Origin of the sequence: Methanogenium sp. S4BF (assembly GCF_029633965.1) — an archaeon.
GTDB lineage: Archaea > Halobacteriota > Methanomicrobia > Methanomicrobiales > Methanomicrobiaceae > Methanogenium.
Genome location: NZ_CP091277.1, coordinates 391,943 through 417,739, shown reverse-complemented (window position 1 = coordinate 417,739; position 25,797 = coordinate 391,943). Strand labels below are relative to the sequence as shown.

The 25,797-nt window shown below is 55.2% G+C and carries 34 protein-coding genes and 1 tRNA gene; 13 read left to right on the top strand and 22 right to left on the bottom strand.

Annotated features, from left to right (window positions below; translation table 11 throughout):
- The first annotated feature begins 157 nt into the window (after positions 1–157).
- Positions 158–229: transfer RNA gene (locus L1S32_RS02110), tRNA-Gly, on the top strand.
- Between the two features lie 217 nt (positions 230–446).
- On the opposite strand, the gene L1S32_RS02105 is transcribed toward L1S32_RS02110, so the two are convergent.
- On the bottom strand, positions 447–1,103 hold the full coding sequence (locus L1S32_RS02105; protein ID WP_278155730.1) for a tetratricopeptide repeat protein: 657 nt from the start codon (positions 1,101–1,103) through the stop codon (positions 447–449).
- A 104-nt stretch (positions 1,104–1,207) separates the two neighbouring features.
- Between L1S32_RS02105 and hycI the strand changes: the two genes are divergently transcribed.
- Together hycI and L1S32_RS02095 are read left to right on the top strand one after the other, a co-directional pair.
- The gene (hycI, locus tag L1S32_RS02100) at positions 1,208–1,681 is read left to right on the top strand and encodes a hydrogenase maturation peptidase HycI (protein ID WP_278155729.1); all 474 of its coding nucleotides are present in this window, start codon (positions 1,208–1,210) and stop codon (positions 1,679–1,681) included.
- A gap of 15 nt (positions 1,682–1,696) precedes the next feature.
- Positions 1,697–1,963, top strand: a complete 267-nt coding sequence (locus L1S32_RS02095; RefSeq protein WP_278155728.1) for a hypothetical protein — start codon at positions 1,697–1,699, stop codon at positions 1,961–1,963.
- A 16-nt stretch (positions 1,964–1,979) separates the two neighbouring features.
- On the opposite strand, the gene L1S32_RS02090 is transcribed toward L1S32_RS02095, so the two are convergent.
- The 15 genes from L1S32_RS02090 to L1S32_RS02020 form a co-directional block, all read right to left on the bottom strand.
- The gene (locus L1S32_RS02090; protein ID WP_278155727.1) at positions 1,980–2,792 is read right to left on the bottom strand and encodes a sulfite exporter TauE/SafE family protein; all 813 of its coding nucleotides are present in this window, start codon (positions 2,790–2,792) and stop codon (positions 1,980–1,982) included.
- A 96-nt stretch (positions 2,793–2,888) separates the two neighbouring features.
- Positions 2,889–3,293 carry a 4Fe-4S dicluster domain-containing protein gene (locus L1S32_RS02085; RefSeq protein ID WP_278155726.1) on the bottom strand — a complete coding sequence of 135 codons (405 nt, stop codon included), beginning with the start codon at positions 3,291–3,293 and terminating at the stop codon, positions 2,889–2,891.
- Positions 3,290–4,300, bottom strand: a complete 1,011-nt coding sequence (locus L1S32_RS02080) for a complex I subunit 1 family protein (RefSeq protein WP_278155725.1) — start codon at positions 4,298–4,300, stop codon at positions 3,290–3,292. Before L1S32_RS02080 ends, L1S32_RS02085 begins: the two co-directional genes overlap by 4 nt.
- A complete protein-coding gene (locus L1S32_RS02075) occupies positions 4,297–5,517 on the bottom strand; it encodes a nickel-dependent hydrogenase large subunit (protein ID WP_278155724.1) in 1,221 nt (406 codons plus the stop codon). The genes L1S32_RS02080 and L1S32_RS02075 overlap by 4 nt, the downstream gene beginning before the upstream one ends.
- Positions 5,507–6,226 carry an NADH-quinone oxidoreductase subunit C gene (locus tag L1S32_RS02070; RefSeq protein WP_278155723.1) on the bottom strand — a complete coding sequence of 240 codons (720 nt, stop codon included), beginning with the start codon at positions 6,224–6,226 and terminating at the stop codon, positions 5,507–5,509. The genes L1S32_RS02075 and L1S32_RS02070 overlap by 11 nt, the downstream gene beginning before the upstream one ends.
- On the bottom strand, positions 6,223–6,657 hold the full coding sequence (locus L1S32_RS02065; protein WP_278155722.1) for an NADH-quinone oxidoreductase subunit B family protein: 435 nt from the start codon (positions 6,655–6,657) through the stop codon (positions 6,223–6,225). The genes L1S32_RS02070 and L1S32_RS02065 overlap by 4 nt, the downstream gene beginning before the upstream one ends.
- Position 6,658: 1 nt before the next feature.
- The gene (locus L1S32_RS02060; protein ID WP_278155721.1) at positions 6,659–7,000 is read right to left on the bottom strand and encodes a hydrogenase; all 342 of its coding nucleotides are present in this window, start codon (positions 6,998–7,000) and stop codon (positions 6,659–6,661) included.
- Positions 7,000–8,571, bottom strand: a complete 1,572-nt coding sequence (locus L1S32_RS02055) for a proton-conducting transporter membrane subunit (RefSeq protein ID WP_347403358.1) — start codon at positions 8,569–8,571, stop codon at positions 7,000–7,002. Before L1S32_RS02055 ends, L1S32_RS02060 begins: the two co-directional genes overlap by 1 nt.
- The gene (locus L1S32_RS02050) at positions 8,568–8,912 is read right to left on the bottom strand and encodes a sodium:proton antiporter (RefSeq protein WP_278155720.1); all 345 of its coding nucleotides are present in this window, start codon (positions 8,910–8,912) and stop codon (positions 8,568–8,570) included. The genes L1S32_RS02055 and L1S32_RS02050 overlap by 4 nt, the downstream gene beginning before the upstream one ends.
- Positions 8,909–9,370, bottom strand: coding sequence for an MnhB domain-containing protein (locus L1S32_RS02045; protein ID WP_278155719.1), 462 nt, complete (start codon positions 9,368–9,370; stop codon positions 8,909–8,911). Before L1S32_RS02045 ends, L1S32_RS02050 begins: the two co-directional genes overlap by 4 nt.
- Positions 9,363–9,650: a hydrogen gas-evolving membrane-bound hydrogenase subunit E gene (gene mbhE, locus L1S32_RS02040; protein WP_278155718.1), complete on the bottom strand. Its 288-nt coding sequence runs from the start codon at positions 9,648–9,650 to the stop codon at positions 9,363–9,365. Before mbhE ends, L1S32_RS02045 begins: the two co-directional genes overlap by 8 nt.
- Complete coding sequence (locus L1S32_RS02035; protein WP_278155717.1) at positions 9,647–9,904, bottom strand: hydrogenase subunit MbhD domain-containing protein; 258 nt, start codon at positions 9,902–9,904, stop codon at positions 9,647–9,649. The genes mbhE and L1S32_RS02035 overlap by 4 nt, the downstream gene beginning before the upstream one ends.
- Complete coding sequence (gene mnhG / locus L1S32_RS02030; RefSeq protein ID WP_278155716.1) at positions 9,897–10,259, bottom strand: monovalent cation/H(+) antiporter subunit G; 363 nt, start codon at positions 10,257–10,259, stop codon at positions 9,897–9,899. The genes L1S32_RS02035 and mnhG overlap by 8 nt, the downstream gene beginning before the upstream one ends.
- Positions 10,259–10,516, bottom strand: coding sequence for a cation:proton antiporter (locus L1S32_RS02025; RefSeq protein WP_278155715.1), 258 nt, complete (start codon positions 10,514–10,516; stop codon positions 10,259–10,261). The genes mnhG and L1S32_RS02025 overlap by 1 nt, the downstream gene beginning before the upstream one ends.
- Complete coding sequence (locus L1S32_RS02020; protein ID WP_278155714.1) at positions 10,513–11,040, bottom strand: Na+/H+ antiporter subunit E; 528 nt, start codon at positions 11,038–11,040, stop codon at positions 10,513–10,515. The genes L1S32_RS02025 and L1S32_RS02020 overlap by 4 nt, the downstream gene beginning before the upstream one ends.
- Before the next feature lie 218 nt (positions 11,041–11,258).
- Here L1S32_RS02020 and L1S32_RS02015 point away from each other — a divergent pair, with 218 nt between their 5' ends.
- Complete coding sequence (locus L1S32_RS02015; RefSeq protein WP_278155713.1) at positions 11,259–12,671, top strand: phosphoadenosine phosphosulfate reductase family protein; 1,413 nt, start codon at positions 11,259–11,261, stop codon at positions 12,669–12,671.
- The gene (hisH, locus tag L1S32_RS02010; protein ID WP_278155712.1) at positions 12,646–13,251 is read left to right on the top strand and encodes an imidazole glycerol phosphate synthase subunit HisH; all 606 of its coding nucleotides are present in this window, start codon (positions 12,646–12,648) and stop codon (positions 13,249–13,251) included. The genes L1S32_RS02015 and hisH overlap by 26 nt, the downstream gene beginning before the upstream one ends.
- Positions 13,252–14,340: 1,089 nt before the next feature.
- On the opposite strand, the gene L1S32_RS02005 is transcribed toward hisH, so the two are convergent.
- The 4 genes from L1S32_RS02005 to L1S32_RS01990 form a co-directional block, all read right to left on the bottom strand.
- The gene (locus L1S32_RS02005; protein ID WP_278155711.1) at positions 14,341–15,027 is read right to left on the bottom strand and encodes a helix-turn-helix domain-containing protein; all 687 of its coding nucleotides are present in this window, start codon (positions 15,025–15,027) and stop codon (positions 14,341–14,343) included.
- Complete coding sequence (gene alaS, locus L1S32_RS02000) at positions 15,024–17,768, bottom strand: alanine--tRNA ligase (protein WP_278155710.1); 2,745 nt, start codon at positions 17,766–17,768, stop codon at positions 15,024–15,026. The genes L1S32_RS02005 and alaS overlap by 4 nt, the downstream gene beginning before the upstream one ends.
- 69 nt (positions 17,769–17,837) lie before the next feature.
- Complete coding sequence (locus L1S32_RS01995; RefSeq protein ID WP_278155709.1) at positions 17,838–18,122, bottom strand: SWIM zinc finger family protein; 285 nt, start codon at positions 18,120–18,122, stop codon at positions 17,838–17,840.
- Entirely contained in the window at positions 18,109–18,825 is a 717-nt protein-coding gene (locus L1S32_RS01990; protein ID WP_278155708.1) for a Nif3-like dinuclear metal center hexameric protein, read from the bottom strand. The genes L1S32_RS01995 and L1S32_RS01990 overlap by 14 nt, the downstream gene beginning before the upstream one ends.
- Positions 18,826–18,968: 143 nt before the next feature.
- Here L1S32_RS01990 and L1S32_RS01985 point away from each other — a divergent pair, with 143 nt between their 5' ends.
- From L1S32_RS01985 to L1S32_RS01975, 3 genes are read left to right on the top strand one after another with little or no spacing between them, the layout of a single operon-like run.
- Positions 18,969–20,477, top strand: a complete 1,509-nt coding sequence (locus L1S32_RS01985; RefSeq protein ID WP_278155707.1) for a homocysteine biosynthesis protein — start codon at positions 18,969–18,971, stop codon at positions 20,475–20,477.
- Positions 20,474–20,860, top strand: a complete 387-nt coding sequence (locus tag L1S32_RS01980; protein ID WP_278155706.1) for a 4Fe-4S binding protein — start codon at positions 20,474–20,476, stop codon at positions 20,858–20,860. The genes L1S32_RS01985 and L1S32_RS01980 overlap by 4 nt, the downstream gene beginning before the upstream one ends.
- Positions 20,857–21,564 carry a UPF0280 family protein gene (locus tag L1S32_RS01975; protein WP_278155705.1) on the top strand — a complete coding sequence of 236 codons (708 nt, stop codon included), beginning with the start codon at positions 20,857–20,859 and terminating at the stop codon, positions 21,562–21,564. Before L1S32_RS01980 ends, L1S32_RS01975 begins: the two co-directional genes overlap by 4 nt.
- 7 nt (positions 21,565–21,571) lie before the next feature.
- On the opposite strand, the gene L1S32_RS01970 is transcribed toward L1S32_RS01975, so the two are convergent.
- The gene (locus L1S32_RS01970; RefSeq protein ID WP_278155704.1) at positions 21,572–21,961 is read right to left on the bottom strand and encodes a hypothetical protein; all 390 of its coding nucleotides are present in this window, start codon (positions 21,959–21,961) and stop codon (positions 21,572–21,574) included.
- A gap of 97 nt (positions 21,962–22,058) precedes the next feature.
- On the opposite strand from L1S32_RS01970, the gene L1S32_RS01965 reads away from it, so the two are divergent.
- The 5 genes from L1S32_RS01965 to L1S32_RS01945 are packed head-to-tail and all read left to right on the top strand — an operon-like array spanning position 22,059 to position 24,952.
- Complete coding sequence (locus L1S32_RS01965) at positions 22,059–22,346, top strand: hypothetical protein (RefSeq protein ID WP_278155703.1); 288 nt, start codon at positions 22,059–22,061, stop codon at positions 22,344–22,346.
- Positions 22,346–22,870, top strand: coding sequence for a tRNA (cytidine(56)-2'-O)-methyltransferase (locus L1S32_RS01960; RefSeq protein ID WP_278155702.1), 525 nt, complete (start codon positions 22,346–22,348; stop codon positions 22,868–22,870). The genes L1S32_RS01965 and L1S32_RS01960 overlap by 1 nt, the downstream gene beginning before the upstream one ends.
- A complete protein-coding gene (locus L1S32_RS01955; protein ID WP_278155701.1) occupies positions 22,867–23,952 on the top strand; it encodes an ATP-grasp domain-containing protein in 1,086 nt (361 codons plus the stop codon). Before L1S32_RS01960 ends, L1S32_RS01955 begins: the two co-directional genes overlap by 4 nt.
- Entirely contained in the window at positions 23,946–24,464 is a 519-nt protein-coding gene (locus L1S32_RS01950; RefSeq protein WP_278155700.1) for a transcription factor, read from the top strand. Before L1S32_RS01955 ends, L1S32_RS01950 begins: the two co-directional genes overlap by 7 nt.
- Positions 24,464–24,952 carry an HDIG domain-containing metalloprotein gene (locus L1S32_RS01945; RefSeq protein ID WP_278155699.1) on the top strand — a complete coding sequence of 163 codons (489 nt, stop codon included), beginning with the start codon at positions 24,464–24,466 and terminating at the stop codon, positions 24,950–24,952. The genes L1S32_RS01950 and L1S32_RS01945 overlap by 1 nt, the downstream gene beginning before the upstream one ends.
- Positions 24,953–25,204: 252 nt before the next feature.
- On the opposite strand, the gene L1S32_RS01940 is transcribed toward L1S32_RS01945, so the two are convergent.
- A complete protein-coding gene (locus tag L1S32_RS01940; protein WP_278155698.1) occupies positions 25,205–25,708 on the bottom strand; it encodes an ACT domain-containing protein in 504 nt (167 codons plus the stop codon).
- Positions 25,709–25,797 lie beyond the last annotated feature (89 nt).

Sequence of the window (25,797 nt, the reverse complement as noted above, 5' to 3'; positions counted from 1 at the left end):
TTGATCCGAGTGGCAATATATTGTAAGTAAATATAATTCGCACAAAACAGGCACCTTTCCAAAAACAAAGGGTGCAGAAACGCAATTCGATACCATTATATTCTCCGGGAGAGTATATTGTAGAGCACTGAGATGCGCCAGCATCACAGGGTGAATTGCGCCGATAGTGTAGTGGTTATCACTAGGCGTTGCCAACGCCTAAACCCGGGTTCGAGTCCCGGTCGGCGCACTCGTTTTTACAGCATTCATTCATCAGAGCTGAAAGTTTCATTCTCATAAGGTATTTCACATAAGAGAGAGTCGCCTCCCTTTCACACCCGTGAGAACAATATCTCTGCCCGGTACTGCCGGAACAAAAGAATATCAAAAATGATTCAACGGTTTCTTTCCAGCCACACAGAGCAGCGGTTGTCAAAAAGAGATATTTTGCCTATTACAGCGATCGCTCATCCGCGCCGGGACATCAGGAACAGCACGCCCGCACCAAAAACGGCGCCTGCCACAGGAAACGGTGCCCGTGTCGGTTCAGTAGTCCCCACACCCGTATTGGCCTGTGCAAAATGAAGATTGCCCAACACACGGGTATCCGAGGAGTCTATTTCAAGTGCTTTTTCTGAAACCGCAATCTCCTTTTCGTACTCACCCATCTGCCCGTAGGCAGTACCCTGGATGATATACGACTCGATCATTTCCGGATTCAGCATAATTGCCTTGTCTGCCGCTTCAACCGCCTCTGCATAGCGCCCAAGGTTCAGGAGCGCATCGGCGGTGACCACCCATGCGTCCGCCTGATTCGGGTTCAGTGTGGTTGCCACTTCTGCTGCAGTGAGTGCACCGGTGTAGTTACCCTGCGCCGAACTGATCCCCGCCTTTGTTACCCAGGCGAGCGTGAAATTGCCGTCGATTGCCAGCGCGGCATCGATATGCTGCATCGCAGCAGTGTAATTCCCGGCTCCGGCCTCATCCACTGCCAGATTGTAGAGATCGATCTTCTCAACGGCAATCGTATCTACAGCAACATCTTCAGCGCACACAGCAGGAATACCTGCCGCGATGAGAAGTGCTGCTACGAAAAGGATACCTGCATTTTTTCTTCCTGTCATCCATTCAGAGGTTTATTTCCGGATCTATAATCAGTTGCGGTAACCCCCATCTGATTCCCTGTTGTATTGATCCCATTATGCCATTTCACCTCCCACATACTGGTGTGAAAATACTCTTTGGAGTCGGAAATACGATGATGGGGGATGACGGCATCGGCCCACTGGTGGCACGGCGCATAACAGGCTGCCCCGGCTGGCACGCGGCAGACTGCGGAACAGCGCCGGAAAACTTCACCGGCGTGGTCAGGAAGATGCAGCCCCGCCTCCTCGTGATAGTCGATGCCGCCGACATGCAGCTTTCCCCCGGAGAGTTCCGGAGAATCCCCCATGATTCCATCGGGCAGGCAGGGTTTGACACCCATTCCCTCCCCCTCACTCACATCATGCAATACCTGCAGGACGATGTGCCGGAGATCATCCTCATCGGCATCCAGCCGGGCCCCCCCGTATTCCATGAAGGGATATCAGCACCGGTCCGGCGCGCAGGAGAGGAAGTCGCAGATATGCTCTGCCGCGGTGAAGAGAGACAGATACCTGAATATATCACGGCACCCCCGGATACCGGTTCCGGGAACTAAAGGAGAGAAACCGCCATGATACGATGCCCGCGATGCAACAGCACAGAGATTTACCCGGTGGCAGGAGGATATGGCGGATACCATTACCGCTGCAAAAAATGCGGCTATTCCGGCGCACTCGTGGTTGAGTATGATGATGACGCCGCACCCGAAGAAGAGCGCGAACTGCAGAAAGAGTACCGTGAGGAGGTGCGTGAATACGACAGGAGACGCCGCCCCTTTCTCTGGGCAGTCATCATCCTCATCATCATCGCTGTTGTTTTTTTCCTGTTATACCGGTAGACCCCGGGCCATCTCCTTAGAAGACGCCGAACATCTTGAGCGCACTCAGGAGCAGCAGACCGACGAACAGCCACTCGAGACTGCGCGCAGATATGCTGTGCGAGAGGCTGACGCCGACAAAGGACGCAGGGATTGACGTCACTACAAGAATGACCCACTGGTGGAGGTCGACATATCCCAGTGACGGTGCGGGAATACCGGTTACCCCCCACCCGAATATGATATACGCAAGCACACCCCCTGCGGAGGCAAAAATAAGAAATGCCGTCGATGTCCCGACCGCACGGTGAATCTCATATCCTGAGACAAGGGTCAGAAAGAGCACAATCAGATATCCGCCGCCAATCCCGAGAAGCCCGGAGAGAAACCCGAAGAGGGCACCTGCAAAGACAGACAGCCAGACAGCGGTGTCACGTTCATTATCCGCGTGATATGTCGGTTTCAGCGCCATCTTCACGGCCGCACCGAGGAGCAGGGCACCAAAGAGATACCTGAGCCAGTCGCCGTGCACCGATGTGGCCACATAGGCCCCGGCGATGGCCGCAAAAAAGCCGGGGACACACATCTGTTTTACCGCATCCCATGCAACAGCCCCCTTGCGGGAATGGCCGGAGGCAGTGGCAATCGCAGTTGGAAGAACAACCGCAAGACTTGTTGCAAAGGCCACCCGGGTAGCAAGCGTGGGGTCTGTCCCCAGCAGATCTGCCAGAACCCAGTACTGCACCGGGACCATCACAAAACCCCCGCCGACGCCAAGGATGCCTGCCCCCAGTCCGGCCAGGGTCCCCGTCAGCCCGAGAATCAGCACTGTCTGCAGAAAAATATCCATACTCTCTCCCGATGCCTCCGGTATGCTGCACCAGTTCCGCTTACTCTCCAGAAACGAGCTGAACGCATAAAAAAGAACCGATAGGAGTAACCGGGGTTACTCAACAATCAGGTTTTCCGAGTAGCGGTCCGTATCTGCCACCATGAAGGCATCGCTCATGTGCAGGCACGACACCGGGCATGCATCATTGCACTGGGAACAAAAGATGCACTGAGTGACAAAGATGCGCACCGTCTTTGTCTCCGGGATGAATTCAATCGCGTGCGCCGGGCAGACCCGGATACAGAGTTTGCACCCGATACAGGCATCCCGGTCATAGGTTATTTTCCCCCGATAGTTCTCCGGGACGGCAACCGGAGGGTTGATGGTTGCCTCACCCGCGGAGACCTTTGCCAGGTAGCCGGTGATGCTTTTGGGGAGATAGCGCGCCGGGAATAGATTGGTCGCCGGTTTCTTCAGGAACTGGCGGAGCACCTCAGGGAATGCGGGCAGAAGGCTCATGCGACGACCCCCATGCCGAGCACGGCATCAAGCACGAGGAGAATCATGCCGGCAAACCCGATGAGAGTGATATATCCCCAGTAGAAGGTCACGAGGTGATTGATACGGAACCGGGCCATGCCCACCCGTATCAGACTCACCGAGAAGAATACCACCAACAGCACCTTCACCGCAAAGAACACCAGATCCGCGATGATACCGGCTGCACCTGCGAGGGGAACGAACCAGGTGATGTTCCACGGGAGGAACAGCACCACGGCAAGCGTCGCCATGGCAACCGTCTTGACCGCTCCGGAAAGGGTAAAGAGGGCGAGGTTTCTGCCGGAATACTCCACCAGAAGACCGCCACAGAGTTCCGTCTCCGCCTCAGGCGTATCACAGGGCACCCGTGAGAGTTCTGCAGGCGTCACCCAGGTGATGGCAATCATGAGCAGGAGCATCCCGATGATGCCCGGAATGCCCACCACACTCCAGACCGGAGTCTGGGCGAGGGTGACAAGGGAGAAGGGGTCGGCCACGCCTGCTGCATTCAGGCGCCATGCCATCGCGATGACAGCGATCGCAAGCGGCAATTCATAGGCGATCATCGTCACCATCTCACGCTGGGACCCAACCGTTGCATACGGGGAACCGGACGCAAGACCGCCGGCGACCATCGCAAGGCCGGGCACGGTGAGCAGATAAAGCACGAGGATGACATCACCCCACCCGCCGAGGACCGGCATCAGGTTGCCGACAGGGAGGTAGAGGAGAATGGTAATTGAAGCAGCAAGCGCGATGATCGGTGCAGCGTTAAATACCGATTTCACCGCATTTTTGGGGATGATATTGTCCTTGCAGAGCAGTTTTGCAATATCAATAAACGGCTGGTGCAGGGGCGGCCCGTAGCGTGCCTGCATCCGCGCCGCACACTTCCGGTCAACGCCCTGCAGAACCAGACCAAAGAGAAGACCATATACCGTGATGCCGATGCATCCGAGGACAGCGGCTGTGAGCATTGCAATCATGCCTGCAGCCTCCGGGTCTTTTCTACCGAGAGACGATGCAGTGCCTCTCCTGTCATCACATCGGGCCTGCCGTCACGGATAACCGAGACACGGTCGGTGCACGACATGCACGGGTCAATGGAGGCAACAATGATGGGAATATCTGCAATCTGTTCGCCCTGCAGGATCTTCAGCCACGACATCTGGTTCGAATACGTGGATGCCTTCACCTTCCATGCTTCAGGCGCCTCCGACCGGTTCATCCGGACGTAGTGGAAGCACTCGCCACGGGGCGCCTCCACCCGTCCGATGGCCTCACCCTCTGCCTTTTTGCAGGTGGCAAGAATCTTTGCGTACTTCGTCTCCCAGAGGACCGGCCCTGCGGGCATCTGGTCCATGCATTCACGGACAATACGGATTGACTCCACCACCTCGAAGAGGCGGACCACAATCCGGTCATACACATCGCCGTGAATCCCGTCACTATACACATCCGGGAGAACAGGAGTCACCCCGACATCGCCATAAGCCGCATAGGGGGAGTCGGCACGCACATCCAGCTTCAGGCCGGATGCACGGGCGGTCGGCCCCACCGTGCAGAGTTCAAGCGCATCGGTTTCTGTCAGGACTCCGGTGCTCATGCACCGCAGTTTGATTGAGGTGTCCTCTAAAAAGAGGGTCACCAGTTTGCCGACAAGCCCTTCATAGGTATCAAGCGCCTGCCGGATACGGGGAAACTGGTCATCGGTGAAGTCACGCCTGACACCGCCCACCTGGACGATGCCATAGTTCACCCGGTTGCCGGTCAGGTACTCGATGACGTCCATCGCCTCTTCCCTGACCCGCCATGCAAGGTGGAAGAGGGTGTCGAACCCGAGTTCGTGGGCGGCAACACCGGCCCAGAGCAGGTGAGACTGGATACGTTCGAATTCTGCGATGATGGTCCGGACGTAATGCGCCCGTTCCGGCACCTCAATCTCTGCGATCTGCTCCACTGCACGCGAAAAGGCGAGCGTATGGGAGACGCCGCAGATACCGCAGATGCGGTCACAGAGATGCGTGATCTGGACCGGGTTCCGGCGCATGCCCATCCATTCAATCGCACGGTGCGTCTTGCCGGGGGCAAAGTCCACACCCTTGATGACCTCACCCTGGATATCAAAGGTGAAGAGAATCGGCTCCTTGAGAGCGGGGTGTATCGGGCCGATGGGGATGTTGTATACGGGTTTATTCGCCATTCGTGTTCACCTCCGGCGTACCGGCATCAGGTGTATCAGGAGCATCCGGTGCGGGTGAGGCATCATCTGCTGCAGGAGCCGCCTTTTCCGCGGCGGTCTTCTCCCCGTCAGGAGCCTCAGATTTCTTCACCTTCTTCTCCTTTGGTTTCACCGGCGGTGCGGGACGATCTTCCGGCCTGCCGGAGGCATACAGTGATTTCACCAGATCTTCTGTTATGCCGGTTTCATCCTTTCTCCACGGGTAGACACCTTTGGGGAAATCGGCCGGGAGGAAGAGACCGCGGGGGTCAGGAATGCCTGCGACGGTCACCCCAAGCATCTCCTGCTTTTCGCGCTCGGTATAGACCGCACCCGGAATCAGGTGGGAAATGGTCGGGACGACGAGGTTCTTTTTCGGGACCGGGACAGAGATCGTGATATTGACCTCTGCGCCGGGCATCCCATGGAAGACCTGCATATGGTAGAGCAGTTCAACAGCGTCACCGGTATCAATACCTGACGCCACTGAGAAGTGCGGATAGTCGATATCAATGACCGCCTGAATCGTTGCAGGAAGACCGTCCGGTGTTGTCCGCAGCCAGATACTCGCCACGGGGGTCTTCTTCAGGCCTTCTGACCATTCTTTTGTCCGGACATCACTGATGCTCTTCGGACCGGTTTTTTGTAGTTGTTCAGCGACTTGTTCCGCTGAAAGTGCCTGTCGTGTCATTGTTTCTCCTCCTCCAGGCGTTCGAGTTTAGCAATCGCCTTCACAACCCCGTCGATGATCGCTTCCGGCCGCGGCGCACAGCCAGGCACATAGACATCCACCGGGATGACATCGCCCACCGGGCCGTCCAGATTATAGGAGTCAAAGAAGACACCGCCGGACTGGCCGCATGCACCGATGCACATCACAACCTTGGGGTTTGGCATCTGGGCATACACCCTGCGCAGGCGGTCTGCCATATCGTGAACCACGGGCCCGGTGACCAGCAGCACATCTGCGTGCCGGGGCGACCCGACGAGTTTTATTCCAAATCGTTCAGGGTCGTACCGGGGCGTTAACGCCGCCACAATTTCGATGTCACATCCGTTGCATGACCCTGAGTTGAAATGGAATACCCAGAGAGACCGGTTGAATGATGGTGACAGCCGCATCTTAGATCACCCCGATAAAGAGAAAGAGCAGGGCAAATGTGCCTAAAAACCAGAGCACATAGTCCGTGAGGCAGCCGGTGTGCAGGGGAACAACCCGTGCATAATAGCCCTTCATCGCCTCAGTGAACCCCCAGTAGAGGTTTGAACCGCCGATATGCGTTTCCTCAGGTGAGGGTTCGTCGTTGCCGGAGAGGTAGGGCTTGCCGGATTCGCCGTCTCCCGGCAGATCCGGTTCCCCGCGCCTCCCAATCAGCCATGCAAGGAGCAGGGCTACCGCAAACGCGATGACCCAGGCAATGGGGTTCCATGCCCCAAATCCGGTGACTAATGTATCTGCTATCATTATAGACCTCCGAAAACGGTTGCCACATACGCACCCTGATCAATGAGTGCATCTGCGGCTGGTGCAATCACTGCCGATACAATCTGTTCCGGGAAGATGCCCATGAGAATCGTCAGGAGTGCAAGTGCACCCATTGCTACAAGCATCGGCAGGGGCACTTCCCCTGCGTCTGCATGCCGCGGTTGTGCGGGCCCCATGAATATTGCATGGAAGACCTTCACGAACGAGGCAAGAGTCAGGATGGAGACGACCATCGCAATGACTGCAATCACCGGGCTGAACGCAAAGACAGACTCATAGATCATCAGTTTGGAGGCAAAGCCGTTGAACGGCGGAATGCCGGCAATCGCAAGGGCGCCGATGATGAAGAAGAGCATCGTCCACTTCATTGAATGGCCGAGCCCGCCCAGTTTGTTGAGATTCCTCGTGCCCGTCTGCAGGAATATCGCCCCTGCCGTCAGGAACAGGAGGCCCTTATACATCGCATGGTTGACGATGTGGAAGATGCCGCCCTCCATTGCCGTCCGGCCAAAGGCGTCCATTGCAGCAGCGTCTCCGAGGACGACGAGACCGACGCCCACACCAAGAAGCATGTAGCCGGACTGCGATACCGCATGATACGCCATCAGCCGTTTCACATCCTTCTGCGGTATGGCCATCGTGACGCCGACAAACATCGAGAGCACACCCAGGATGATGACGGCCCAGCCGACGGTGACATAGCTGAGCGTGAGTCCATAAACGCTGAAGAGGATACGGAAAAGCCCGTAAAGACCCGCCTGACTTGCAACCACTAAAAATGCGGTCACGGCGCCGGGAGCCATCGAGTAGGCATCCGGTGTCCAGAAATGCAGCGGGACAGCGCCCGCCTTCAGTGCAAGGCCTGCCACAAAGAGGGCGAGTGCGACCTTGTCGAGCATCGTGTAGTCCATCCGTGATGCGATGACCGCCATATTCAGGGAGTCATACTGCCCGTAGAGAAGGGCAATCGCATAGAGGACCATCAGGCCCGCGAGGGTTGAGAGGAACCCGTATTTCAGACCCGCCTCGACCGAGACGCCCTTGTCAATCCGGTATGCGACAAGAGCCGCACCCGCAAGGGAGTTGATCTCAAGGAATACAAAGAAGTTGAAGAGATCGCCGGTGGCAACCATGCCGAGGATACCCACCAGAAGGAGGAGCATCAGGGCATAATAGCCGTCCTTTCCGGAAGAGCGGCGTTCGCTTGCCACCGAGTAGAGACAGGTGACAAGGCCCACAAAGGCAGCGAAGACCGCCATGAAGGCGCTCATCGCATCTACCGTGAAGACGATGCGAATCGGGATGCCGCCGGAGTCTGCGGGGAGAGCATCCGCAGGGGACGCCGCACCGAAGGTATAGACCACCGGCCCGCCGGAAAGAACCGTCCATGCAAGGAGGGCGGCAATCACAAAGGTGATGAGCGCCACACCAAGGACCCAGCCATTGCGTCCGGTATCGCCCAGCCTGCCCACGAGCGGCAGGGCAAAGGCGCCGAGCATCGGCACTGCGATAAGGAGTGCCGGGGCGTTTGCGATGATGAAGTCCATCATTCTTTGAGCCTCCGCATTTCGGTTACATCACGCGTGCCGTATTTCTTGTAAATGACCATAACAAACGAGAGCAGGAGTGCCGTTGTCGCAATGCCGATGACGATATTTGTCAGTGTCATCGCCTGAACAGTCGGCATCACCATCGCGGTCGACGGGGCGTTGGTAAATATCGGCGCCACACCGCCGGAGATATAGCCGGTTGCGACCAGAAGCAGATTTACGCCCGCCTCCACCAAAGCAAGGCCCATCACCATCTTAATCAGGTCTTTTTTCGTGACAATGATCACCAGACCGATTATCACCAGAATTCCCGCACAGAAGAACGGAACATTCTCGATCATTCTGCATCACCTTTCATGCCGCCAAGCATTGCAAGGAGAAGAAGGCCCATCGCGCCGAGAACTTCAATTCCTACGGCAATGTTCAGGACCGGTATGATTCCGCCGGTATTGAGGTCACCAGGATTGATTCCAAAGGCGACCGGTGTCCCAAACAGCGTCCCTGCGTCAAGCAGCCAGTTGCCGAAGAAGGCAAGCCCTGCGGTGAGCGCCAGAAGGGCTGTTCCGATGAAGAGGAGCAGCCCAAGGGTCTCACTGTTCTTCAGGACCTTTTTGGAGATGGATGCACGCACTTCAGCGCGTGAATAGGCCACCATCAACAGGACGACGGCTGTGGCAATGACCGCACCACCCTGGAATCCGCCGCCGGGAGTCAGGTGTCCGTGGACCACGATATAAAAACCGAATACCAGAATAAACGGCATCAGGATATTCGCCCCTGAACGGACGAGATTACTCATATTCATATTCATCCTCCTTTTTGCCCAGGCGGCGGAAAACAAGACCCGCACCCAGCACTACGGTGAAAAGTACCGTCGCTTCACCGAGGGTATCAAATCCACGGTAGTCGAAGACCACACCGGTCACAATATTGTTGCTTCCGGTCTCTTCCTGCCCGTGGAGAAGCATGTAGTCATCCATATCTGTATAAGCGGGCTCCCCGAAGGAGAGGCCGGGCCCTGCCAGAAGAAAGGCAGCAGCACAGACAACAAGAATAACAGCCCGAAGTGCGTTCTTCATTCAGACGAACCCCCGTCTTTTTTATCAGTGCCGCGGATGGCAATCACAAAGATTGCAGTCGTAAGTCCGGCACCGATACCCGCCTCGGCGATTGCCACATCAGGGGCCTGCAGCATCATAAACTCTAAGGAGAGCAGGAAACTGAAGGCGCCAAACGAGATGGCAGCCGAGATCAGGTCATCCATATACCAGACCATGCAGGCCGAGATGACAAGTCCTGCCAGAAGCAGGATGTGTATGGCAAGTTCAATCATCAGTTTTTACCTCCTTCATCCGGTCCACCACTGAAGGGTCGGGACGAATACCCGACCGGTATGCTGCACGGCCGATGGCGTGGGCGCCAAGTGCATTGGTGAAGGCCAGAGCTGCGAGGGCCAGCACGGTATGGAGCACAAACACGGCGTACTGCATATCCCCGGTCGCCAGATAGGCACCGGCCTCGGTAATAATCACGGCAAGACAGATGAAAATCGCACCAAGGGTCGTCATCTTCGTCTCTGCATGCAGGCGTGTATACACGTCAGGGAACCGCAGAATACCCACGACCCCAAGACCGCTGACGAAAAGCCCGATACCGAGACATATGAACACCAGAATATCGGCTACCATTAAAGGTCACCCCCGATATACTTGGCAAGCCAGAGGGTCCCTACAAAGGAGAAGAGGGCATAGACAATGGCCACATCGACATAGACGGTCTCATTGAACGCAACACCAAAAACAATGATGCCGCAGACCGTGATCGTGTTCACCGCATCCAGCGCCACCACGCGGTCCGGTGCGGTCGGCCCCAGCCAGAGGCGCACCATGGCCCCGAGGACAAAAAGGAGAAGCAGACCCAGCACAATAACCCAGATATCGGTCATTCCGCAATCCTCCGGACCCATTCATGGATCTTAAAAAATGAGAAGATCTCTGCTGCGTCAGCGGTCTTTTTCTTCACAATCTCCTGGGGGACCGAGAGCATGTGAATATAGAAGTTCCCGGTTTTTTCGTCGGTCTCAAGAGTCAGGGTACCCGGTGTCAGGGTAATAGAGCTTGCAAAAAGAAGCTGACCGAAACCGGTCTTCAGACCGGGATTGACTTTCACAATGCCGGGATTGATATTCCCGGTAATTATCCGTATTGCCACATCGATGTTTGCCCGGATAATCTCCAGGAAGAAGGGAATACAGAGATACAGACCCAGCAGCACCCACCTTACGGGGTGCGCCATACGATAGTCATCACCCGGACAGAACCATTTCGCAGATGCCGCAGAAACGACAAGCGCAATGATAACGCCGGTGACTATCTCAAATGCTGACCAGAGCCCGATGTCACCAGAACCGGCCGTCAGCACCAGATACGTGCATAACGCACAAATAAACGTCAAAAGATACCGAATCATTCAGAACCTACACTCCCGGGCACCGTCACCCAGTATTGAGAGGGGAAGAAAGACCGCCACATCCCCAGGACAGAGAACTGTTCATAAAAAATTTCCAGATTACCACATGGATTCGCAGTACAGTTTGCAATCAGGTATGATTAACTCTTTTGAAACTGGTATGACATGCAGTGCAGATACCAGCCATTTTTTTAGCACACAGAAGAAACATTTGAGGAATGCGCCTATCATATCTTGGCAAAAATCATCTTCACTGGTGTGACACCTGCGGTACACCTGTACTGGGTAAAAAATGCAGCTGTGACACACCGACCCGGGAGGTGGCGCTCACCCCTCCAGGCGACATCAGGCCGGCGTTTGATGACGACATCACCCACATCAATCAGGTATACCGTGACCATTTTGGTGCAGACCTGATACCCGAAGGGCATGTCGCTATTCTCAACAAAGTACCGGATATTGACCGGATGGAAGAGATCATCATGGGCGGCGCCGTCGTTGGCGCCATCCGCTTTTATCCGGATGAGGAGCGGTGGGAGGCCATGCCCCGCCCTGCCGCTGCTCTCTACATGACTCCCGCCATGCGGTATGTCGTGGTTGACCCGGGTGCGGAAACCTCTATCCGGACCAAAGGGGCGTCTGTCCTCGCACCCGGTCTCATCAGCATCGAAGAGCACGTCGAAGCAGGTGACGAGGTATTCATCATGATACCGGACGGGCGCTGCATCGGTGTCGGCAGGGCGAAGGTCTCTGCTGAAGAGGCACAGACGATGGAACGCGGCACCATCGCACGGACACGCAAGATTAAACCGGTCGCCTGTGTCCCGGCGGAGAAGACATGGGAAGACACACTCACCGCCAATGAGCGGATCCTCGCCGGTATCGAGGATGAGGCAGTCACCTTTGTCCGGCGTACGATGGAGACGAATCCTCTGCCGGCAAATGTGTCCTACTCCGGCGGAAAAGACAGCCTTGCAACACTTCTGGTCGTCATGAAGGCCGCAGGGAAGCTCCCCCTCCTCTTTGCCGATACCGGTCTTGAATTCAGGGAAACCTACGAGAACGTGCAGAAGGTGGCAGACCACTATGGCCTTGAGGTCCTTCGGACAGAGACCGCTTCACGCTTCTGGGAGGTAATGGAACGCGAGGGGCCGCCAGCAGTCGATGCACGGTGGTGCTGCAAAGTCTGCAAACTCCAGCCCATAAAGGAGCTTATTGAAGAGACATGGGGAGAATGCCTCTCATTTATCGGGCAGCGGAAATACGAGTCCTATAAACGGATGAAGAGCCCGCGTGTCTGGAGGAGCCACAATATTCCATCGCAGCTTTCCGCATCACCCATTCAGCACTGGACGGCACTGCATGTCTGGCTCTATATCTTCCGCGAGAATGCGCCGTATAATATCCTGTATTCACGCAGAATAGACCGTATCGGGTGCTTTATGTGCCCGTCATCCGACTGGGCGACCTTCCGCCTCATCATGCAGGATTACCCGGAGGAATGGCAGCGGTGGGAAGACGCACTGAATCAATACAAAGAAGAGCATGACCTTCCAGATATCTGGGTGGAGAAGGCTCTCTGGCGCAAGCGGGGAGACAACGAGGATGACGACGAAAGTAGCTATACTTGATTACGGAGTAGGGAACCTCCGGAGTGTAAGCCGCGGGATGGAAAAGGCCGGGGCCACACCGGTAATTACAAAGGATATCGCTCTCATGACGGAATGTGACGGTGTTGTCCTCCCCGGAGTGGGCGCCTTTTCCGAAGGGATGGAAAAGCTGGGGATTCTTCGTGAAGCACTCTGCCAGTATGCCCAGGACCGGCCGGTCTTAGGCATATGCCTCGGGATGCAGATGCTTCTTGAACGCAGCACGGAATTCGGCCTGCATGAAGGGCTGGGGCTCGTCCCCGGAGAGGTCCTCCCCTTTGAGAAGACCCCTGGCATGAAAATTCCCCACATGGGATGGAATACCATCCACATTGAACAGCCCTCCCCTCTTTTTGACGGCATCCCGGAGGAGAGCTACGTCTATTTTGTTCACTCATTCTACGCAAAGACCGGCCCCGAGCACACCCTCACCACCACAGACTATATCTGCAGGTTTGCATCCTCAATCTGGAACGGGAATGTCTATGGTGTTCAGTTTCACCCGGAGAAGAGCGGCGACACCGGGCTTGCCATCCTGAAAAATTTCATTGGCCTGCTCTGATTACCTTCGGCCGCCTTTTCAGTGCCGGCCCCCTTTTTCCTTCTCAGGAGGAGGGAAGTTTCGGGGGAACGGCGGCGTCCTGGTTGCACCGGCATTTTCATTTGATAAGAAAATGGTTCAAATCCGATTTTAGTTCTAACTCTTCATCCACCCAACACACCTCCCGTACAGGACGCATCACATTGGGGGGCTGTCGGGGGGAGCCCCTGACTGTGGGAAAGAGAGAAAACCCATCAATAACAACAGAAACTCCCTCTCCCGCACGGCCAAGGCCGTGCTCCTCCTCACCCCTCAAGGCGGGAGGCAGTTCAGGGGATGGAGCGGTGTACGGGTTGCACGAGGAGCACCATTTGAAAATAAAACGGGTTCAACGCTGATTTATAATTCTACCTCTTTTTATCCACCCAACGCACCATCTCGTACAGGGCTCATCACAATGGGGGGCTCTCAGGGGAGCCCCCTGACTCTGGGAAAATCTATTCAACTCACCAACAACAACAGAAACCCCCTCTCCCGCACGGCCAAGACCGTGCTCCTCCTCCCCCTCAGGGGGAGGCAGTTCAAGGGATGGGTGTTGTACGGATTGCACCAGGAGCACCAGTAAAAATAGAACGGGTTCAATGCTGATTTTTAATTCTCACTCATTATCCATTCATCGCACCATCCCGTACCGGGCTCATCACAATGGGGGGGCTCCCAGGGGAACCCCCTGACTGTGGGAAAATCTATTCAACTCACCAACAACAACAGAAACCCCCTCTCCCGCACGGCCTAGGCCGTGCTCCTCCTCCCCCCTCAGGGGGAAGGCGGTTCAAGGGATGGGTGTTGTACGGATTGCACCAGGAGCACCAGTAAAAATAGAACGGATTCAATGCTGATTTTTAATACTCACTCTTTATCCATTCAACGCACCATCCCGTACAGGACTCATCACAATGATGGGCTGTCGGGGGGAATCCCCTGACTTTGGGAAATCTATCCAACTCACCAACAACAACAGAAAACCCTCTCCCCTTGCGCAATGTGCAGGAAAAACACGATCACTGAACCTCCGCAAAACGATGCAAAAAAAGGAAAAATAAGGAACGATCACTGTCTGCGGTACATCGCCATCAGTTCAAGGAGGAGCATGAGGAAAATGACCACAAACCCGCCGGTGAAAAAGGTCACCGCAAGGATATTCGGTGCAATCTGCGGGGGCGTATACCCCTTTGCCATCTGTGCCGCCACGGGGGCCGGGACCGGTGCCGGAGTGGAGACAGAACCGTCTTTTTGCGCATTTGCCCCTGCTTCCGCCTCTTCTGCAGAGAATGTTGTCACCAGTGCCCGTGCATCATCGGAAGCGATTCCCGCCCCTGATATCTGCCCGTCGCCGGACAGGAAGGTGAATGTCGGCGCCAGCGCAAGCAGCACGAGCGTCGCACAGATTATCAGGGCAAACAGAGACGTATATTTCAGCAGCAAATCCCGGAGATTTGCCTTTCCGGGAGACATGATGACGACCTGCTGGCGCACACCATAGACCTTTACCACCCGGCCTTTCTCACTGTAGCGGGTGCGCACAATATCAACAAGCCCCGCATCCAGCAGGTTTTCGATCTGGTATTTCAGGGTCGTTATCGGCTGGCCGAGACGTTCAGACAACTCCGAGAGCGTGAGCTCATCTTCGGAAAGAGCAGACAGGAGATCACTTGCCGTCTCACTGGCCATGGCCTTTCCGATCTTCTTTGCCCGTTCATCGCCGGGCTCAAGGACAAGCACACCCTCTTCGGTCATTCCAGCTGCTCAACAATCATTTGGCGCCCGACGGCAAGTGCCTCATCAAGGCCCTCTGCCGAGGCACCGCTTCCCTGTGCAAGAGATGGTTTCCCACCTCCTTTTCCACCAAGTATGCCGCATACCTGGCGCACAATTTCACCGGCGTTTATTCTTTCGACACCGGATGCGACGACAATATGGACCCGATCCCCGGCAGTGCCTGCGAGAAGGGCAACGCCTCCTTCATTTGCATACGCGGTTGCCATCGAGACAACTTCTTTGGGTGAGGCGCTAACCGCATGAATCGTGACATTCACACCCGCAATCTCTTCCACCGGAATACTGGCCATCTCCAGTTCGGCGATCTTCTTCTGCAGGCGCTCGATGTCCTTCCTCTGCTCCTTCCACTCGGTGAAGAACCGGTCAACCGATGAGGGGAGATTCTCACGCTGAACACTCAGGGTCGCAACCGATGCATCCACCAGCCCTTCCAGCCACTGGTTGTAGGCAACAGCAGCCATACCTGCAGAGAACTCAAGGCGTTCAATACCATCCTGCACATGCTCCAGACGCATAATCCGTATGGATCCAATCTGGCCGGTGCTGATGCAGTGGGTGCCGGCACAGGCCTGCACATCGCCTGCCACACGGACAATACGAATGCGGGCACCCGGCGGCACACCGCCCTGGTACAGATCAAACCCGTATTTCTGCTCCGCTGTGGTCCGGTCCTCCCATCCGATGTGGACCGGAATGTCGTTTAACACCAGCCGGTTTGCGGCATCCTCGATACGCTGGAGTTCCTTTTCGCTGACGTGACGGAAATGCCGGATGTCAAGGCGTGAACTCTCGACTCCTTTCTGGGCGCCGGCCTGATGGATATGCGGGCCAAGCACCTCTTTAGCGGCATGCAGCAGGACATGGGTTGCGGTGTGGTGCCGCATCATCGTCTTCCGGCGTTCCTCATCAACAGCGCCCTTGACATGCTCTCCGCGTTTGAGGGATTCACCGGTGATATGATGCAAGATGACATCCCCGATCTTTACCACGTGGTCAACCTTGCTGATACCCTCTTCCGAGACAATTTTACCGACATCTGCCGGCTGGCCACCACCCTCCGGGTAGAAGAGCGTCTGGTCAAGCACCAGATACTCATCAAACTGATCAAGCACGATTGCATCAAAATCGGTCGCCTGCGGGAGATCATAATACAGCATCTTCGTGGCAGGCATCGCCTCCACTCTCTCCCGGATTGCCGCATACGGATCTTCCGCATTCCCGGAATCCTCAGATTCCGAATGCACATCGGCTATCAGGGAATAGAAATTATCCGGCAGGTCCACGCCTGCGCCTTCCTGATCTGCGATTTCACGCACAATCTCGGGCGGGATGCCATGGGAGTCATAGAGCGTAATCAGTTCATCAAGAGGAATGGGCAGGTCCTTATCTTTATAGAATTTCGCGGCCTTCTGGACGATTCTGCCGCCGCGCTCCATCGTGACGGCATATTTCTCCTCCTCATTTTTGATGATCTCCCGCACAACACTGATCTCCTGTTCAAAGGAGCTGAGGCCGATGGTCTGCATCTGGTATTCAATGAGGTCAGCGAGGTTTTCCTCCATGCCAATCTCATTCATCATCCGCAGGGTCCGCCTGAGCACCAGACGGGCGAGGTAGCCTTCCTGTGCATTGGACGGCACAATACAGTCGCCGAGCATAAAGGCAAGACAGCGGGTGTGGTCGGCAATCGCATAGATACGCTCAATGGGAGCAATCATATCCTGCAGTTTCTGGTACGGCACACCGATATTCTCTGCCACTGTTTTGCGCATCTCATAGAGATTGGAGCCGGTGATATCCATGAGCCCTGCATACTTAGCATTCAGCGCGAGAATACGGGTAAACTCAGGGTTTTTAAGGAGATAGGTCAGTTTTGATGACTCTATCAGACGGCTGATAAGTTCGGGGAAGACGGCGTCATACACCGTAGGACTGCCCTGCGATGCCCAGACCATACGCTCCAGACCATATCCGGTGTCAACAATCCTGAGGTCCATCGGATAATACGGGACGCCCTCCATGTCAACCGGCTGCCTGCCATTGTCACGCTTCGTCATGCTCATAAAGACAAGGGTGGCCACTTCAAGCCCGCCGATCAGCACTTCCACACTGGGGCCGGCATTGCCGCCGCCGATCCACGGGTGCTCCTTGTAGGTCACCCGGGTCAGGTCAGCCCCGACCGATGCGAGAAACCGATCACAGAGGCTGACGGTCTCATCCTTCCAGTAGATCTCATTTTCGTCCGTGTTGAACGCGTGATGCGCCATCATCTCAAAGGTGGTCAGATGGCGGCCTGAGCGTCCCACCGAATCAAGATCATTGAGCCTGATACAGGGCTGGGATATCGTCAGGGGATTTGCAGGCGGAGGGACCTCACCATTGGTCACAAACGGCTGAAAATCGGCAATGGATGCGATTGTCAGATATATATCATCACGCCAGCGGGCTGCAACCGGATAGCGACCGATTCTGGTATGCCCGTTCTGTTCAAAAAAGCTCAGATATGCTTCACGCATCTCGTCGATGGTATGAGGAGAGAAGACAGGGTTGTCGATGAATGAATAAGGTTCACACGGTGCATCGCCACAGTATTCACGCTCAGGGTCCCGTGTCCAGAACGCTGAACCGCAGGCCTTGCATATTTTCCTGACCAGGCCGTTCTCTCTGAAATATTCAAGCTGATATTCTTCCTCGAGCATGGGTAATCACTGTAACCTGATTATAATAATCACCACGGGATGTCATATAGTGTTTGTTTCTCCCGGTTTTCAGATCAGATCCTGGTACCATTCGTCACGCAGTGCAATCGTTCCCAGCGCTTTTGCCGTCCTGAACGCAAGAATATGCCAGCACTGCAACCCCCGGTATGTGAAATCGCCACAGGTGCAGAAATCCTCATCCACCACATAGGTGTCAGTGGTGCCAATCACTACACAAAAGTCCCGGTACTGTATTACCCGTCCGTTTTTTGCAGCCAAAACCGCCTTCTCACCTTTGGCGCCATAGAGGCGGCAGACCTCTGCTGTCACCTCTTCTGCGTCACTGCCGCCCATCAGTCTGCACCATTACAGGAATATCCTCAAGGAAAGTCCACCCCATCCGTTCTGCAAGCATCCGCATCCCCGGCGCTTCGGTAGCATAATGGGTGGATTCAATGAGAGATATCCCCGACGAACGCAGGACACTGTGTTTCAGTTCAGCCGAGAGGAAGGCCTCTGCCCCCCGTGCCTCTGCCTCACAGATGAGGTCGGTGGAGAATCCGGAGCCTCCGGCAACCGCAAGACGGCAGGGCACATGTACATCCCCGTACACCCGGAGAGGTGCACCCAAAAGGTCGGCCACTTCATCAAGGGAATGGACGAGGGTACCGATGACACCCAGTGAAAGAGGCTCGACTCCGGTGAGATGGAGTACGTCCGCCAGTGCATCATTGATGCCGCCCGGTGCATGGTCAAAGTTGGTGTGCATGACATACACATTCAGCCCTCCGGCAAGGGCCGTCCGGATGATCTGCCCGGACTCTCCACCTATACGGGTGAGGGGACTCCATATGGGGGTGTGATGCACGACAAGCATATCGGCCCCCTCTGCGACCGCTGCCCTGACCACCGGGAGTGTCGCATCAAGAGCACAGCACACCAAATTCACCTCATCATGCCCTTCAATAATACGGCCGATTCTTCCACCATCGAACTCCTCTGCAAGCTCCGGCGGTGCAATCTCTTCAAGCATTGCAATAAAATCAGCAATCTGCATAGCGAATACGTAGAGAAACGACCAGGAATAAAGGTATGGATCGGGCGGTGAGAGAGAGGCAGATAAAATGATCAGGCAAATTGTAAAATTACTGCAAGTAATAAATGCAAGCATTAATTATGCACCATATCATATAATGATGCATGGAAAAAACCATTGACCTCATCAACACCCGCATTCGCGATGGCAATGCCCGGGCAGTCAGGGCAGACCAGATGCCGGACATCGTTGATGAACTGGGTGTGGAGGGCGCACTCAGGGAAGTAGACGTGGTGACAACCGGCACATTTGGCGCCATGTGCTCCTCCGGTGCATTCTTTAATTTCGGCCATTCAGACCCCCCGATCCGGATGGAGAAGGTGTGGATGAACGAAGTGGAGGCATATGCAGGCATCGCGGCAGTGGACGCATACCTTGGTGCCACACAGAAATCAGAGACACAGGGCATCTCATACGGCGGCGCCCATGTACTCGAAGACCTCGTCGCAGGAAATGCAGTCCGATTACGGGCGCAGTCAAAGGGAACGGACTGTTATCCCCGGAAGACACTGGAGATTGAACTGACCATTGAAGATATGAACCAGGCCACCATGGTCAATCCACGCAACTCATATCAGTCATATGTGGCGGCCTCAAACACCACTGACCGGACTCTCTATACCTATATGGGCACCCTGCTCCCCAATGCAGGAAATATCTCCTACTCCGGTGCAGGATGCCTCTCCCCCATCCCCAATGACCCCAACCTGCGCATCATCGGCAGCGGCGTCCCGATATTTCTCTGCGGCGCCGAGGGCATGATCATCGGGGAGGGCACCCAGGCATCTCCCGGCAATGGTTTCGGCACTCTCATGACGACAGGAAATATGAATGACATGTCAACCAATTTCCTCCGGGCCGCCACATTCAAGGGATATAACAGCACGCTGTATGTCGGCCTCGGGGTCCCGATACCGGTGCTCGATGAAGAGGTGGTGCGCCGGACAGCTGTCCGAGATGAAGACCTGAAGACCTCCATCGCTGATTACGGCGTCCCAAACAGGAACCGGCCAACGCTGCGTGAAGTCACCTATGCCGAACTGAAGAGCGGCCATGTAGAGCTGGACGGAGAGGAGGTGAAGACGTCATCTCTCTCTTCGTACAAAAAAGCGCTTGAAGTCGCAGATGAGCTGAAGTCGTGGGTCGAGAGCGGAAAAATGCAGCTTGCCCTCCCCACCCGCAGGATGAACACGGAGAAAACATCACACCCGATGCGCGACCGGGCACGTACACCACAGGTCCGCGACATCATGAACACCAGTCTCGTCACCATCAGTGAAGACGAGAGCATCCAGACCGCGGCAAAACGGCTGCTCAGGGGAGAGACCAATCACCTGCCGGTGCTTGACAATGCAAACCGGCTGGTGGGCATTGTCACCACCTTCGACATCTCCAAGGCCGTGGCATCCAGTGGGAAAGGAGAAAAGGTGTGCGACATCATGACGAAACGGGTGGTATATACATCCCCGACAGAGGCAGTAGATGTCGCCACCCATAAGCTGGAGCGTAACAATATCAGTGCTCTGCCGGTTGTAGACGAAAACGGCAAACTGGTCGGAATTCTTTCGGCAATAGATCTGGGGAAACTCTTTGAACGGGGGTGGAAGCGATGAAACTCCTGGTCACATTCTCCCGGAAAGGCGTCAAACAGCCCCTCATAGCACAGACCGTGAAAGACACCGGTGTGCTCATCAATGTCGAACGGGCATTTATCGAGTCAAACGAGGGTGAACTCTTAATCGACATCCCTGACAAGGAAACCAAGATCATCACTGATGCGATGGAGAAGGCAGGCGCCCGCGTGAAACAGATGGAGGATTCGGTCATCAGGGACGAGTCCGAATGTGTGAACTGCGGCGCTTGTATCAGTGTCTGCCCACAGGATGTGCTCTCCTTTAATGAGACCTGGACGCTTTGCATTGACAGCTCCAAGTGTGTCCTCTGTGGCAAATGTGTGGATGCCTGCCCCCACCAGGCACTCTCACTCCTCCCATGATCCGTGAGCATTTCCAGTACCGGACAACCATCACCACCATCCTCGCAGAAGAGGAGGCACATATCGAAGCAGCCAAAACTGCAATGGTGGACGCCCGGAGTGAACTGGAGCGTGAAATACTCCGGGATCCTTTTTTTGGGTCAACGTATGAGCCGTACCCGACAAACGTGTCCTCTCCGGCGGCACGGCGGATGACTGCTGCATCAGAACCTGCAGGAGTCGGTCCGATGGCCGCCGTCGCAGGAACGATTGCATGGTACGGCGTGGAAGCAATGCAGGATGCGGGTGCTGCCTTTGCCGTGATCGATAACGGGGGCGACATCGCCCTCATTGCAGACCGTAATGTCACCATCGGCATTCATGCAGGCACCTCCCCCTTCTCCGGGAAACTTGCCTTTCGCGTTCCGCCGCAGGATGCCATCCTTGGCATCTGCACCTCTTCTGCGACGGTAGGGCCGTCGGTCTCATTTGGAACAGCCGATGCCGTGACCGTATTCTCCCGGAATGTGTCACTGGCAGATGCCTGGGCGACGTCCCTGTGCAACGACTTCACCGAATGCTCAGATGATTTCTTTCAGGCGCGTGACCTCACAGGGGTCTGCGGCATCTGCGTTATCGCAGGGGACACGTTCTGCCGGTGGGGCACACTTCCGGAGATCGTGCAGGCATCCGTCGACACCAGCCTGATTACCGCAGGCATATAACGACAGATCAGGTATTGTCCACCCACTCTGCTGCGTCCCGGTATGCATTCGTACCCTGAAAGACCATCAGCACCTCCTCACCATCTGTGACAAACATCTCAGGGCGGCCATCCGCGACACGGAACAAAATCTCATAGATGTCGCGCTCCTCAATCAGCACCCCCTGTAAAAGTGATGACGCAGACGAGAGCATGAGGCGTTCTGCCGCAAGAATATCAGGCTCATACCGGAAGAAATACCAGAACACCTGATAGGCATTCAGAAAATCAGAGACCAGCAGTTCATCTCTGACGCCTTCCTCAAGTTCATCAAGGACAGATACCAGCTCCTCCACATCATCATCACATATAGTTAGTATCCTGTCGGCAAGCTCTGCCAGTTCAAAATAATCGGTCATATCTCACCTGCCTGTACGCATTCAAATTTCACTTCTGTTGTTGTTGCATCATGAAACGGTAAAAAACTATATGCCCGCATCCGGGTAACCTTTCAATGTGCGTTCAGAAGAGAGAGACTGGCAGATATACCATATTCTTGCAGAAAAATCCGCAATAACCCTGGATGAGCTCTGCATGATGGCAGGAACGGAAGAAAGTGTTGCAGAAGAATCACTGGAGCGGCTGGAGAGATACCGGCTGATCTCCCGAAAGGATGACGCATGGGTCATAAAATCCCTGCATGAAATTCTTCTCACCGCTGAACTGGAACGGATAATGAAGGATTCCCCGATGTATATGGAAAACGGTGTCATTAAAGTCCGGACGGAGGGGGAGGAGAAATAATGGTGTCGGATGTACGGGTCCTGCGACTGGGGCATCGCCCGGAGCGTGACCAGCGGGTAACCACCCATGTAGCACTTACCGCCCGGGCACTGGGGGCAAAAGGCATGTACCTTGCAGCAAACGATGACGGCGTGCGTAGGTCGGTGACCGATGTCGCCGCACGCTGGGGCGGCGACTTTTTTGTCGAGAATAATGCCGCATGGAAGAAGGTCATCCGGGAATGGAAGGATGAAGGCGGCATTGTCGTTCACCTGACGATGTACGGCCTGCGGATGACCGATGCCATCGGTGAAATAAAAGATTACGAAAAGGTGCTGGTAGTCGTCGGCGCAGAAAAGGTCCCTTCAGAGATCTATGAACTTGCGGACTATAACATCTCGGTCACGACACAGCCCCATTCAGAGATATCAAGCCTCGCACTCATCATGGACAGGCTCTTTGACGGAAATGAACTGAACCGCGAATATCCTGATGCGGAGATGCAGATTATCCCGTCCGAACGCGGCAAGAGGTTTGAGAGTTGAAAGGCCGGGTTCTCGTTGCTGGGTTTGCAACCCGCCATGTGGTCAGGTCTGTGTATGCTGCGGGCTATGAGGTCTGTGCCATCGACCATTTCTGTGACCAGGACCTCACCTGGTATACAAAAGAACACCAGACCTTTGAAGAACTGGCCGAACTGCCGGAGCACATCACCGACTTCTGTTCACGCTATACCTTTGACTGCATCGTGACCACCTCCGGCGCAGAGGACATGGATCTCGGGCGCACCGTCTGCGGGACACCACGCGATGTGGCAGCACGATTCTGCACCAAGACAGGCATCCAGCAGTTCTTTGAGGAGCATGGATTTCCCGTGCCCCCCCTTCTTCCCGAAGGCGAGTATCCCGCCTTTATTAAACCGGACACCGGCGCGGGCGGCTGGCGCAATACGTTTGCGGCCTCACCGGACGACGAGGCGGCATGGACGGACTGCTGGCCGGACACCCCGTATATCCGGCAGATGCCGGTGGAAGGCATCCCCTGCAGTGTCTCGTGCATTGCTGACGGCACGTCCGCACGGGCGCTGAGCCTGAACCGCCAGTTTAACCGCGGCGGGGAAGGGGAACGCAGATTTGGATTTGCGGGAGCTGTTACACCCTTTCAGCCAGCGGAGAGGGAGAGCATTCTCACGCTCGCAGAAGATATTGCTGCAAAAAGCGGGTGTATCGGCTCACTGGGCATCGACTTCATGCTGACCGACGACGGCATCCGGACCATTGAAATCAACCCGCGCTTCCAGGCGACGCTTGACATTGTGGAGATGAGTACGGGTGCAAATATCTTTGAGATGCACCGCAACGCGGCATCCGGCATCCTTCCCGCCTCCCGGCCGGGTCCCGTGATGACTGCTGTGCGCTCCATCATCTTTGCAGACCGCGACTGTGTGGTCACAGATGACCTGAAGTCACTTCATCCGGACATTGCAGACATCCCGTGGGTCGGAACCGAGATTGAAGAGGGAGGGGCTGTTCTGAGCGTCTATGGCCGCGGTGCAGATGAGGCAGAAGCACTCGCTGCCTTGGATAAGACTATTACCAGAGTATACAGATATATGAGCAGATGGTAGAGGAGATAGACGTGCTGGATAATCCTGCGGTCCGTGCTTATTTGATCCGGATGGTGGGAGAAGAAGGGCTGACCCTTCTGGAAAACTTTGACCGTACAATTGAAAAGACCGATGAGGAACTGGCTGAAGAGACCGGAATCAACCTCAATTCCGTCAGAAATACATTGTATACACTCTATGGAAAGCGCCTCGCCCAATACCGACGGGAAAAGAATCAGGAGACCGGCTGGCTCACCTATAAATGGAAACTCAGGCTGGACAACCTGAACGATGCCCTCACCGAGGATATGGAGGAGGCATTCGAGAAACTGGCCGCTCGGGAACTGTATGAAGACGAAAATGACTTCTTCATCTGCAATACCTGCGGTATCGTCTATACGTTCAATGACGCACTCGCCGTAGAGTTCACCTGCCAGTGCGGGATGCACATGGAGCACTTTGATAACGAACTTCTTCTCAATGCACTCAAAACGCGCGTTGCTGCGATGAGGGCTACACTGGGCAAAGTCTGATGCTCCCATCAGAAGACCCGTTTTTATTTCTTCACCGGGCCGGGTGCCCGGATAATGTTATTGCCCACTGTCATGTGGTGCATGACCTTGCCTGCCAGTACGCCGCCTCACGCCCGGTGGACAGGGAGCTGGTCTCCTGGGGTGCAGCCCTGCATGACATCGGCAGGTCACAGACGCATTCGCTTGCCCACGGCCAAATCGGGGCTGATATCTGCCGTGCATACGGTCTGCCCAAGGAGGTGGCACGCATTGTTGAATGCCACATCGGCGCCGGGCTTACCGCAGAGGAGTGCGAGGCCGAGGGGCTCAGGCCGATTGACTGTGTCCCGCAGACCCCCGAAGAAAAGATTGTGGCCCATGCAGACAACCGGGTCAGGGGCACCACGGTTATTTCCATCAAAGAACGGCTGGAAACTGCCGCGGGCACACTTCCGGAGCATATTCTCAGGCGTATCGCGGCCCTTGCCGATGATGTGGAAAATCTCTGAAGATTCTGTATCAGGTTTTGTGTTCCGAACCTTCTGCCGGTGCTGTATATACAGGGATATAACAGACAGCCATGATGGAAATAAGACGCTGTCTCACCGGTGAGTCACCCTGCTTCGTGCCATTGTCTAAAAACAGGACCGAAGATAAAATAATGTACTGATGTCCGTGCAAAATATCTTCATTTCTGAAAAATTATCCCCAGAATAAGGGGGACCGGCCTTACGGCGGATCGTTTTTTAAAAAAGGCGAATTTATTCAAGAATAAGTTTTCTGACCTGCGGCAGGGCACGCAGGGCCTCATATACTGCCGCAGGGAGTGCCTCATCCACCACGATGACCAGCTTCGGATCTTCTGAGAGGTGGGAGTCGGTGACAAAGATCTGCCGGATGGAAATATCATGGTCGGCGAGTACCTTCACGGTTTCACCCACCACACCCTTCTGTGCGGCATCATCCGGCATGACAGTGATCACGGTGAGGCCGAGGGACTCTGCGATACGGCTGACATCCGGCGTGGCCCGAAGGTTAAGGAAGATTTCAGATATGGCAGGAAGAGATAAGATGCGCTTCACGGTGGCGTCGACGACACGGCGGTCAGTACCGATCTCCTTTGAGAGATGGGTTGCAGGAATTTCTATGCCATTAACCGTGACACGGCCCCGTTCATTGATGCCAAGACCGTTTTCCAGAAGGAATCGTGCGACCTGCGCCTGGGAAGGTGAATCACTGAATGTATTCAGTATCTTTGCCCACATTAAGATAGAATTCAACCTGATTCTTAAAAATACCACTCATCTTCACCGGCAGGGATCAGAGCGTTTATATCAGGTCCATCCGGGAACCA